Raw genomic sequence first — 10,233 nt, forward strand, 5'->3', positions numbered from 1 at the left:
TGTTTCCTTCTGCCCAGACGCTTACGCGGCCGGCTTCTGTCCGGCGGCCTTCAGGTCGACCGGGACACCCTGATCGTTGATCGTGCCGTAGAGCGTCTGGCTCGCGCACAGTGTCGGCATCTGCGGGAAGGCGGACCCGTTGCAGGTGAAGGTGACTCCGCCACCCGCGGGCATCTCGACGTTCTTGCTCGCCTTCAGGGCATCCGCGATGGCGGCTGCGTTCACCTCGCCCTGGATACCGTCGGCAGCACGGACTACGCCGAGAACGACCTGGTAGCCCGAGGATCCGGCACCGGTGATCGACAGATCGGGTGCGTACTGTTCGAAGACGCTCCGGTAGAGGACCGAATCCGGATCGTCGGAGAGGTAGTCGGTCGCGGTGATGCCGATGTTGCCCTTCACGGCGTCGAGACCGACGACATCGGTGACGTTCGGGTCCAGGCAGATCGGGTTGAGGATCTTCTTGATCGTGGGGTTCTGGGTCTGGACCGACTTGAGCACGGCAGCGCAGGTTGCCGCATCCGCCACGACGCTGATTCCGTCGGGCTTCTCCGACAGTCCGGCCGAGACCATCGGGGTCGGGTCCGGCACGCCCAGCGGGATCGGCACGACGTTCAGATCGATGCCCATCGCCTGAAAGATCGGATCACCCATCTGGCGGATCACGTTGCCGATGCCGCCACCGTCGCTGGCGAAGATCGTGACCTTCTTCAGATTCTCACTCTTCGCGCCCGTCGCCGTGGCGGTGAGCGTCCCGGGGAGTCCGGCGGAGAGAGCCGAGACACCCGGTGAGGTGAGCTCGGCGGCGGAGACCGCGTTGAGCGTCACGTACGGGATCTTGGCCCCGGTGACGATCGGGACGATCACCTGCCCCATGGATGTCCCGGGTGACAGCACGGCTGAAACACCCTGCTCCACCAGCTCGTTGGCGCATTTGGTGGCCGAGGTGGGCTCCTCCTGCTGCTTGCAGACGACCAGTTCGACCGGGTGCCCGGCCAGGCCCCCGCCGTTCTGGTTGACGTATTCGACTGCCGCTTCCGCGCCCTGCCGGTACTCGGGCAGTGAGACCGCGGCACCGCCCTCGGCGGAGATGAAGCCGATCTTGACAGGCGTGCCGTCGGCCGGGTCGGCGGGCAGGGACGTCGTCGCCGCCGACGGTGCGCTGCTGCTCGAGGAATCGTCAGTGCCGCATGCCGTCAGGCCGACCACGCTCACAACCGCGAGCGCGCTCAGGCCGGCCACGGCTCGCCGATGGCGAGTCAGTCCACCGAGTTTCATAACAGGTACTCCTTCACAGAACTGCGAGGCCCGCGCATCGGATAGGACATCCCACACATCGGCTCCCCCCGCGTGATTCGCATCACCCTCCGGGTGCAAGCAGTGAATTATGAGCGCACGCGGTGGCGTTGCGGAGACGGCAGTTCCCGGTGACCGGGACATTCGTCGCCCAATCCGGTCGGCACCTCCCAACGACCCTCTGACCTGCACAGAAAGTCGCCCCGGTCCGTGGGGGCCGGACCGGGCGGTTGATGAACCGAACGAACGACCTCCGGTGTCAGCGGTACGGCGTGAATCCCCGGAACCGCCGGGCATAACCGATCAGTCGCCGGACCGGCACCGCCCGCGGCCAGTCCGCGGCCCGGAAGTACGCGTCCGAGCCGCCGTCCACGAAAATCACGCTCCCGCAAAGGAACTGCGCGGAGTCGGACACCATGAACAGCACCCAGTCGGCAAGCTGAGCGGCATCCCCGAAGCCGCCGATCGGAACCGGGAAACTCCGGATCGCCTTGGCCTCGGTGGGGGTCGCCAGCTGCCGCTCGAGAAGGGGGGTCAGGATCGCGCCCGGCGCCAGTGCGTTGAGCCGTATGCCGGCACCCGCCCAGTCGCGGGTGGCAGCCGCGCGGCGAACCCAGTGACTGACCGCGATCTTGGAACCCGCATAAACGATGGGCGCGGCCTGCTTGCCGAAGATCCGCACCGATCGGCACACCTTGTCGATGTCGCGCTCGGCGAACGCCGCGAGGGTACGCGAGGGCACCGCGGGGACGGTTGTGCTCGAGTTGCTCGAGAACACCACGACTTTCGCCTCATCTGCGGCGGCCAGCGCGGACCGCCAACCTTCGAGAAGTTCTACGACGCCGAGGTAGTTGACCTCCGCAATCAGACGGAGCCGTTCTTTGCCGGGCGTCGGCCCCAGACCCGCGGAGAGTACGGCGCCGTCGAGCCGTCCATCTGCTGCCGCCAAGACGTCGGCGATCGCCGTGTGCCGCCCATCCGCGGTGGACAGATCCGCGATCACATCGGCGTCGACGCGGTCGACACCGATGACCGTATGCCCCTGTGCGCGCAGCTTTTCCGTGACAGCACGGCCCATTCCCGACGCCGAACCGGTCACCACGTAACACTTCACCGCTCGTTCTCCCATCGCTTGTTCCTCCGTCTCGATGACGACGACATCGCGCCACCACCTATATTTGACACACTAAGACAAAAATGGTCTGCTCGGTGGGTGTTCCCCCTCGACGATCCGCCCTCGCCGCCCTCCTCGGGCGGCCGGCGCGGCCGCGGGCGGCCGTCGGTGATCGACTCGGGAGCCGTCGCGGAAGCAGCGTTCAAGCTGTGGCGTGAGCGGGGGTTCGCCGAAACGAGCTGGGCCGACCTGGCCGAGGCCACCGGGGTGAGCGCGCGAACGCTGCTGCGCCACTTCCACACCAAGGCCGACATCGCCTGGATCGGCGTCGCATACGCCACCGAACGGCTGCGAGGGGCTCTCGAGAAGACCTCGGCCGCAGACTCCCTCGCCGATGCGATCCGCACCGGCGTCGTCAGTTCGGTGTCGCATCACCCCCGCGTGCAGCGCGTCAATCCGGCCTGGTTACGGCTGATCGCCGACGAGCCGGAGCTCCTCGCGATGGCACCCCGCGCCTATCGCCCCTGGATCGACGAACTCGCCGCCTTCATCGGCCGGCGAGTGCCGCACGCTCCGCCCGCGATCTGCCGCGCACTGGCGTCGACGTACCAGGCCGCCGCGTTCGCCGCTCTCACCGAATGGGCCGATTCCGGCGCGAACGGGGACTCCGCGGACGCGGTCGACGCGATGCTCGGCTGGATCGACATCCGCATCCCGGAGAACCCGAGCGGCGCGTGAGGCCTCAGCCCCAGTCCCAGTCCAACCGACACAAGGAAATCCCGATGCCCGACATCGCGTCCCCCGTTCCCGCGACGACCACACCGGATCCACTGGCCCCGGCCCGCCTGGGTCCGGTGTCGATGCGCAACCGCATCATCAAGTCCGCAACCTTTGAAGGCGTCACCCGCGATGCACTGGTGACAGACGAACTCATCGACTTCCACGTCGCCGTCGGACGGGGCGGTGTCGGCATGACCACCGTCGCCTACCTCGCCGTCGCACCGGAAGGACGTACCGAGCGCGACCAGATCTACTGGCGGCCGGAGGCGCTGCCGGGTCTGCGACGGCTGACCGAGGCGGTGCACGCCACCGGCGCCAAGGTGTCGGCCCAGATCGGGCACGCGGGACCGGTGGCCAACTCGCGGTCCAACGGACTGCCGTCCATCGCACCGTCGGCCCGGCCGAACCCGCTGGCGATGGGATTCGACCGTGCCGCCACCGAGGACGATATCGTCCGGGTCATCAAGGCACACGGGGATGCCGCACGCATGGCCAAGGACGTCGGCTTCGACGCGGTCGAGATCCATCTCGGTCACAACTACCTCGCGAGTTCGTTTCTCAGCCCGAACATCAACCGCCGCAGGGATTCTTGGGGTGGCTCGCTGTCCAATCGCGCCCAGTTCGCCCGCCGCATCGTCGCCGAGGTCGGCGAGGCGGCCGCCGGGGAGGTCGCCGTCATCGCCAAGATGAACATGGCCGACGGCGTACCGGGCGGGCTGTGGCTCGACGAATCACTCCGGTTCGCCCAGATGCTCGAGGCGGATGGACATCTCGACGCGATCGAATTGACCGGCGGATCGTCTCTGCTGGACCCGATGTATCTCTTCCGGGGCGACGTGCCGATCCATGCGATGGCCGAGACACAGTCGGGCATCGTCAAACTCGGCATGAAGATGTTCGGCCGGTTCGTCTTCAAACAGTACCCGTATCAACCGCTCTACTTCCGCGACCACGCGCGGCAGTTCCGCGAGGCACTGACCATGCCTCTCGTGCTCCTCGGCGGGGTCACCGATCATGACGGCATGACCACCGCGATGCGCGACGGCTTCGAGTTCGTGGCCATGGCGCGCGCACTGTTGCGCGAGCCCGACCTGATCAACCGCATCCAGAAGGATCTGGCGACGACCTCGCTGTGCATCCACTGCAACCTGTGCGCGGCGAGCATCTTCACCGGCACCAGATGTCCGCTGGTGGTCGACGCGGGGGCCTGAACCCGGCCGCGTCCGGCGCCGATTCTGTGCAGGACTTTCGTGAGCTGTTTCACATCGGTTACGCTGTGTGGCACACTTCCTAATAGAAATAGCCACGTCAGGGCGATGCTGCCCGGAACAAGGAGCGACGGTATGTCCATCTCGAACGAGATCGCCGACGACGCCCCGTCAGCGCCGAGCGCAATTCTCGATCGGTTGTCGCTCGTCCTCGACGCCTTCGACGGCCGGGACCGGCTGAGTCTCGCCGAGATCGTGCTCCGGACCGGCCTGCCGCGATCCTCGGCGCACCGGATGCTCGAGCGGCTCGTCGCCCTGCGGTGGCTGAGCCGAGACGGCCGCAGCTACAGCCTCGGTATCCGGCTCGTCGAACTGGGATCGCTGGCCGTTCACCAGGACCGTGTGCACGCCGCGTCGACCGAACACCTGCATCAGCTCTATCGGACGACCGGCATGGTTGTGCACCTGGCCGTCCTGGACGGTGACGATGTCGTCTACCTGGACAAGATCGGCGGCCGGCTGGCGCCCCTCGTGCCCACCCGGATCGGGGGTCGTAGGGACGCACGCCGATCGGCGCTGGGGCGGGCATTGCTCGCCTACTCCGGACACCGGATGCCCGGCGCCGATCTGATTCTCGAGCATGGAATCGCCGTCGAGCGCAACGAATCCGTCGCCGGTTTCGGTTGTATCGCCGCGCCGATCGGACCGATCGGCGAGGCGACCACAGCGGTCTCGGTGTGTGGGCCCCTACGCGACCTGGTTTTCGATTCGACGATGATCACCCCGGTACGCCTGACCGCCGGCGCCATCTGGCGCAGCATGTGCGACGGAACCCGGGTCACCCCGACTCTTCAGCGGCGCAACCTGATGCGGTCGATGCCCACGGCGGCGCGAGTGCTCGCCGAGGGCTGATCCCCCCTTGCCGCCCGCGCCGCTTGGTCAGCCCGGCTGCGCGGGGTCGCTCGAATCGGCCGGGACATCGCGCCAGACCCCGGGATTCCGCGGAATCGGCAGCCCACGATCGTCGTGGTCGGCGGCCGATTCGAATCGCTCGGCAGCAGAATCGATCTCGTCCAACAACTCCTGCGCGAGCTCGATCTCGGACCGGTAATAGCGCTGCGCCCACCGCAGGCTCATCTGGGAGAAGGCCCAGCCGGGCTCGGCCTCGGAGTGTTCGGCGTGCAGCGCAGCCCGATCGGCGGCCTCTCGAAGGTTGGCAATGTGCGCACGCACAACACGTTTGAGTTCCCCAGGCGTCTGCAGATGCCCCATGTACAGACGTAACATCACCCCGTGCTTCAGTACGGGGATCTCGACGTCGGCCGAACGAGACCAGCTACGCAACGCGTCGAGACCTGTATCAGTGATGCCGTAGACGCGCCGTCCCCGGACCCCCTCGTCAGATACCTTCCGAGACACGACCAGCGCCTGGTCCTCGAGCTTCTTCAGTTCGGCGTAGACCTGACTCACCGACGGACTCCAATAGAAGAAGCTGATACTCCAGTCCGCCCACTTCTTGAGATCGTTGCCGGTCAGTTCCTCGCCGAACGACAACATGCCCAGCACCGCCCAGCTCGTCGCCGGTAGGTTCGGATGTGGATCGTCGCTCACCAGGCGACACTATCAACGAGCCGGCCGTGATCAGACGTCTGTTTTCCCGGCCACCGGGAGCGCACTGCGCCGATCCGCTCACCTCCCGGCTACCGGGAGATCGACCAGCAGGTCGTTCACCGGCCGGATACCGTGATCGTCCATGAGCGACCGAATCATCTTCGTTGTCGATCAGGTCGTCCTCAAACCGGGTGCGGCACGCGACTTCGTCGACGCCTATCTGGATGAATACGCACCTGCCGCCACGCGCCGGGGGTTGACCTTGGACCGGATCGTCGTCAGCCCACCGGTCTGGCTCGACGACGCCAGCAACACCGTGACCGCGACCTGGTCGGTGCAGGGACCACGCAATTGGTGGCAGACCATGGTCGCCGCCCGGCACGACCCCGCTCCCGCACAATGGTGGACCGACAAGGCGCCGATGATCGTCGAGCGCTTCCGTTCCATGGCGGCCGATGTAGGCGACGTGGAAGGACTCTGCGATGTATGAAATCACCCGGCTGATCCACCTGACCGACCCCGACGATCCACGGGCACTGGACGCGGTGGTCGACCGCGTGACGATGGCCGCCTCGGCGACAGAAGCGCGCAGGACCCTTGTGTCGCCGACACTGGCCGGTGTCCGCAACGGCGGAGACCTAATCGTCCACCTACAGTTCGATTCCGAGGAGGAGTGGCGGCGGGGCCGCCCCGATGTCGATTGGGCGACCTCGGGGGCATCGGTCGCTCGCGTCAACTCGGTCGAGTATCACGGTGGGAACACCCGCCTACCCGGGGATTCCGGCCGGCGGCAGCACACCGGGGACGGGACCGTCTATCGCACTCTGCTCCTGCGGGTTGACGAGACGGCATCCGACCGACAGATCGACGAGTTCGAGCGCACGCTCCTGCGGATGCCGCGGTATGTCACCTCGATGCGGGCGTGGCAGCTCAGCCACGTGGCCGAGGCGGGCGGTGACTCACGGTGGACGCACGTCTGGGAACAAGAGTTCTCCGACGTCGACGGGCTGCTCGGCGAATACATGGACCACCCGATCCACTGGGCGTCGGTGGACGCGTTCTTCGACCCCGAGAACCCACGGTGCATCGTGAGAGAGCGTGTCTGCCACAGTTTTTGCTCCGCCGACGACACTGTGGTGCCCTCTGTCGAGCTGGCCGACTCGGTGGATTCCGCGCGGTAGAACACCGAGACGTGCGAGCGCCCACGGGATGTCCCGTGGGCGCTCGCAGTCCGCCACCGAGAGCCGTCAGCGCGTCAAGAACGCGAGAACCACCGACTCCCATGCCTTCTGCTGCTCGATCATGACCCAGTGGCCGCAGTTCGGGAAGATGTGGACCTCGCCGTGGGGAAGAGTCCGCATCGGGATTATCGACATGTCCACTGGGCTGACCCGGTCGTCACGACCCCAGGTGATCAGGGTTGGCACCTGGAGCTTGCGCAGGTTTGCCCAACCGGGTGTCGCCTCGGAGGTCCGCATGGCATCGGACATTCGTTGCAAGGCTGCCGAGCCGTACATCGCGCGCGAACTCGCCAGCGTGTCCGGGTCCGTCGCCTGCTCCCACCGCTCCTCGACCATCTCCTCGGTGATCAGCGAGCGGTCGTAGACCATCGAATTGAGCCAGGCGACCAATGATTCGCGGGTCGGGTTCTCGACGAACTCGCTGAGACGGATGATACCCTCGCCCGGTTGCGGGCCGTAGAGATTGGTTCCGGCGCCGCCGACGGTCACCAGACGCTCGACGCGATCCGGCGCGTTCAGCGCGAAGTCGGTGGCGATGAACCCGCCCATGGAGTTGCCGATCATGCGCACGCGGTCGAGACCCAGTCCGTCGAGGAAGGCCGTGACCGCGGTCTGCGCGGACATCATCGGATGGGGAGCCCCGAAGCTGTCGCTGACCCCGAAGCCCGGGAACTCCAGCACGTATGTGCGGAAGTGCGCGGCAAGCGCGGGTAGGTTTCCGCGAAAGTTCCGCCAGCCGGTGACTCCGGGGCCCGATCCGTGGAGCAGCACCAGGGGTGGACCGTCACCCGCCTCGCGGTAGCGCAAAACGCCGTGCTCGGTGGTCAACTCGCGGAGCTCGGGGGCGGTCTGGTCTGGGGTTCGGGTATCGCCGTTGATCGTCATCAGTCGAGCGTGCCACCGTCGTGTCGACACGACGATCGCCGTTCCCGTTCACCGGCACACGCGGGGCCGGTCGCGGCAGCCGCGTCGAAGACGATGACGGAATTCAGTGCAACCTCGGGAGCTGTTCTGCCGCGGGCAATTCCAGCACGGACTCGGTCAGTTCGTGATCGGCGACGGCTTGATCGATCGTCCTTCGCAACTGTTCACACTTACGCGAGTGCGATCCAAAGGCATCGGAATCCGCCAACGCGGCGATGAACGGGCATTCACGCGCGTCGAAGGTCCACTCGATGGATGTGTGTGCCGCGCTGAACTTCTCGACGCGCACAATCCGACCGCAACCCCTGCAGTCCAACGGAGTCATCGTCACGGTGTTCTCCCCTCTTCTCGCTCAACCCGCTCGTACCGCGGACAAGCGTCCGTACTGGCCACGGAAGAACAGCAACGGGGCCTGATCAGAGGCGTGTAGATGACGAACCCTGGCCACCACGATCGTGTGGTCACCGGCCTCGTGTTCGTCCTCGATCTCCGCTTCGATCCAGGCCAGGGTCCCGGTCAGTACCGGCGCACCGGACGGCGACGGGGCCCAGCCCAGGCCCCGGAACTTCTCCCGGCCACGCGCGGCCAACTGCCGACAGATGTGCTCCTGCGCCTCCGCGAGAATGTTGATGGTGAACCGCCCTGACGCGCGGACAAGGGGCCACGACGAACTCGTCTGCGCGACACAGAACGCGACCAGCGGCGGGTCCAACGACACCGAGGTGAACGAGTTGGCGGCCAGACCGGTCGGTTCCCCGGTGCCGGGGTCCACACCGGTCACCGCAACCACACCGGTCGCGAAGTGACCGAGCACTCGACGCATGAGCTGTCCGTCGACCTCCGGCAAGCCGGCACCGCCGTCAGCGCCCGTGCGCACTGCCCGATCCGGACCTGATGTCATCACACCCATCTCCTCGCGTAGACACCGATGTGATGGCGACCATAGTTCCCCGTATCGTCACGCGCGCCGGGATTCCCGTTGGCCGGGATGGACAAGCGACTCGTCGATATCGCTCGACGTCCGCGTCGTTCCACTGATCAGGAACTCGTCTTGGCCCGGCATTTTCGCCCTCGTAGCGTTCACCCGGAATCCTCCGCTGCGGAGGACCGGCCCTTGGTCAGCAGATGCACTGCGTACCAGGGGAACAACAACAGCGAATGAGTAGTCACGGGGTCGGGACCGAGAGGAAACAATGGGAACGCTCGATGGCAAAGTAGCCTTCATCACCGGCGCTGCACGAGGTCAGGGCCGCAGTCACGCGATCAAACTCGCGAGCGAGGGCGCCGACATCATCGCGATCGACCTCTGCGCGCAGATCTCCACTGTCGAGTACGCGATGTCGACGCCGGACGATCTGGACATCACGATCAAGGAGGTCGAGGCGGCCGGCGGCAAGATCGTGGCCTCGCAGGGCGACGTCCGTGACCCGGAAGCGGTCTCGTCGGCACTCGCACGCGGCGAGGAGACCCTCGGACGACGCGTCGACATCGTGCTCGCGAACGCGGGCATCATGCCGCTGGGCGTCAACGTGAACACCCATGAGGCATTTCTCGATGTCATCGACGTCAACCTCAACGGCGTCCACAACACGGTCGCGGCAGCTGTGCCCAGCCTCCTCGAGAACCAGGGCGGGTCGATCGTGATCACCAGCTCCAGCCAAGGCCTCAAGGGCACCGGCGGCATGGGTGGGGTGAACGCGGCCTACACCGCCGCCAAGCACGGCGTGGTCGGCCTGATGCGCAACTACGCCAATTGGCTGGGCCCGCAGAACATCCGGGTCAACACCATCCACCCCACGGGTGTCGCCACGCCGATGATCCAGAATCCGATCATCGAACAGTTCTACAGCGATCCGAACGCCGACTTCGACGCTGTCCGCAACATCATGCCGGTGCCGTTCATCGATCCGATCGACGTGTCCAACGCGATCGCCTTCCTGGTCAGCGACGCCGGCAAGTACATCACCGGTGTGACCTTCCCCGTCGACGCGGGCTTCAACGCGCGCTGACATTCGTCAACGAGAAGGGCCCCGATGACCATCGGGGCCCTTCTCGTGTT

Annotated in this window: 11 protein-coding genes; 6 read left to right on the forward strand and 5 right to left on the reverse strand. The window is 66.3% G+C overall.

All coding sequences use genetic code 11. The features are described 5' to 3' along the window. Positions 1-21 precede the first annotated feature (21 nt). A complete protein-coding gene (locus AB4Z55_RS23290) occupies positions 22-1,278 on the reverse strand; it encodes an ABC transporter substrate-binding protein (RefSeq protein ID WP_354560683.1) in 1,257 nt (418 codons plus the stop codon). 277 nt (positions 1,279-1,555) lie between these two features. Then, positions 1,556-2,425 carry an SDR family oxidoreductase gene (locus AB4Z55_RS23295; RefSeq protein WP_354560685.1) on the reverse strand — a complete coding sequence of 290 codons (870 nt, stop codon included), beginning with the start codon at positions 2,423-2,425 and terminating at the stop codon, positions 1,556-1,558. An 84-nt stretch (positions 2,426-2,509) separates the two neighbouring features. Here AB4Z55_RS23295 and AB4Z55_RS23300 point away from each other — a divergent pair, with 84 nt between their 5' ends. From AB4Z55_RS23300 to AB4Z55_RS23310, 3 genes are all read left to right on the forward strand, one after another. Continuing rightward, entirely contained in the window at positions 2,510-3,148 is a 639-nt protein-coding gene (locus AB4Z55_RS23300) for a TetR/AcrR family transcriptional regulator (RefSeq protein ID WP_354560687.1), read from the forward strand. 44 nt (positions 3,149-3,192) lie between these two features. Beyond that, positions 3,193-4,401 (forward strand): NADH:flavin oxidoreductase, encoded by a 1,209-nt coding sequence (locus tag AB4Z55_RS23305; RefSeq protein WP_354560689.1) that lies wholly within the window; start codon positions 3,193-3,195, stop codon positions 4,399-4,401. 132 nt (positions 4,402-4,533) lie between these two features. Beyond that, positions 4,534-5,310 (forward strand): IclR family transcriptional regulator, encoded by a 777-nt coding sequence (locus AB4Z55_RS23310; protein ID WP_369520646.1) that lies wholly within the window; start codon positions 4,534-4,536, stop codon positions 5,308-5,310. 27 nt (positions 5,311-5,337) lie between these two features. On the opposite strand, the gene AB4Z55_RS23315 is transcribed toward AB4Z55_RS23310, so the two are convergent. After that, positions 5,338-5,955 (reverse strand): PadR family transcriptional regulator, encoded by a 618-nt coding sequence (locus AB4Z55_RS23315; protein WP_369521054.1) that lies wholly within the window; start codon positions 5,953-5,955, stop codon positions 5,338-5,340. Positions 5,956-6,151: 196 nt separating this feature from the next. Between AB4Z55_RS23315 and AB4Z55_RS23320 the strand changes: the two genes are divergently transcribed. After that, a complete protein-coding gene (locus tag AB4Z55_RS23320; protein ID WP_369520647.1) occupies positions 6,152-6,499 on the forward strand; it encodes a hypothetical protein in 348 nt (115 codons plus the stop codon). Then, positions 6,492-7,190 carry a Dabb family protein gene (locus AB4Z55_RS23325; RefSeq protein ID WP_369520648.1) on the forward strand — a complete coding sequence of 233 codons (699 nt, stop codon included), beginning with the start codon at positions 6,492-6,494 and terminating at the stop codon, positions 7,188-7,190. The genes AB4Z55_RS23320 and AB4Z55_RS23325 overlap by 8 nt, the downstream gene beginning before the upstream one ends. 66 nt (positions 7,191-7,256) lie before the next feature. Here the strand turns inward: AB4Z55_RS23325 and AB4Z55_RS23330 are convergent, their stop codons facing one another. Then, positions 7,257-8,135, reverse strand: a complete 879-nt coding sequence (locus AB4Z55_RS23330) for an alpha/beta fold hydrolase (protein ID WP_369520649.1) — start codon at positions 8,133-8,135, stop codon at positions 7,257-7,259. A gap of 391 nt (positions 8,136-8,526) precedes the next feature. After that, a complete protein-coding gene (locus AB4Z55_RS23335) occupies positions 8,527-9,075 on the reverse strand; it encodes a flavin reductase family protein (protein ID WP_369520650.1) in 549 nt (182 codons plus the stop codon). Positions 9,076-9,367: 292 nt separating this feature from the next. Between AB4Z55_RS23335 and AB4Z55_RS23340 the strand changes: the two genes are divergently transcribed. Continuing rightward, on the forward strand, positions 9,368-10,183 hold the full coding sequence (locus tag AB4Z55_RS23340; RefSeq protein ID WP_369520651.1) for a mycofactocin-coupled SDR family oxidoreductase: 816 nt from the start codon (positions 9,368-9,370) through the stop codon (positions 10,181-10,183). Positions 10,184-10,233 lie beyond the last annotated feature (50 nt).

Origin of the sequence: Gordonia sp. ABKF26, assembly GCF_041103195.1 — a bacterium.
Lineage (GTDB): Bacteria > Actinomycetota > Actinomycetes > Mycobacteriales > Mycobacteriaceae > Gordonia > Gordonia terrae.

Coding starts and splice junctions, on each gene's coding strand:
- AB4Z55_RS23315 (WP_369521054.1), bottom strand. CDS start 5,955: ATGTTGTCGTTCGGCGAGGAACTGACCGGCAACGATCTCAAGAAGTGG.
- AB4Z55_RS23295 (WP_354560685.1), bottom strand. CDS start 2,425: ATGGGAGAACGAGCGGTGAAGTGTTACGTGGTGACCGGTTCGGCGTCG.
- AB4Z55_RS23335 (WP_369520650.1), bottom strand. CDS start 9,075: ATGACATCAGGTCCGGATCGGGCAGTGCGCACGGGCGCTGACGGCGGT.
- AB4Z55_RS23325 (WP_369520648.1), top strand. CDS start 6,492: ATGTATGAAATCACCCGGCTGATCCACCTGACCGACCCCGACGATCCA.
- AB4Z55_RS23330 (WP_369520649.1), bottom strand. CDS start 8,135: ATGACGATCAACGGCGATACCCGAACCCCAGACCAGACCGCCCCCGAG.
- AB4Z55_RS23290 (WP_354560683.1), bottom strand. CDS start 1,278: ATGAAACTCGGTGGACTGACTCGCCATCGGCGAGCCGTGGCCGGCCTG.
- AB4Z55_RS23310 (WP_369520646.1), top strand. CDS start 4,534: ATGTCCATCTCGAACGAGATCGCCGACGACGCCCCGTCAGCGCCGAGC.
- AB4Z55_RS23305 (WP_354560689.1), top strand. CDS start 3,193: ATGCCCGACATCGCGTCCCCCGTTCCCGCGACGACCACACCGGATCCA.
- AB4Z55_RS23320 (WP_369520647.1), top strand. CDS start 6,152: ATGAGCGACCGAATCATCTTCGTTGTCGATCAGGTCGTCCTCAAACCG.
- AB4Z55_RS23340 (WP_369520651.1), top strand. CDS start 9,368: ATGGGAACGCTCGATGGCAAAGTAGCCTTCATCACCGGCGCTGCACGA.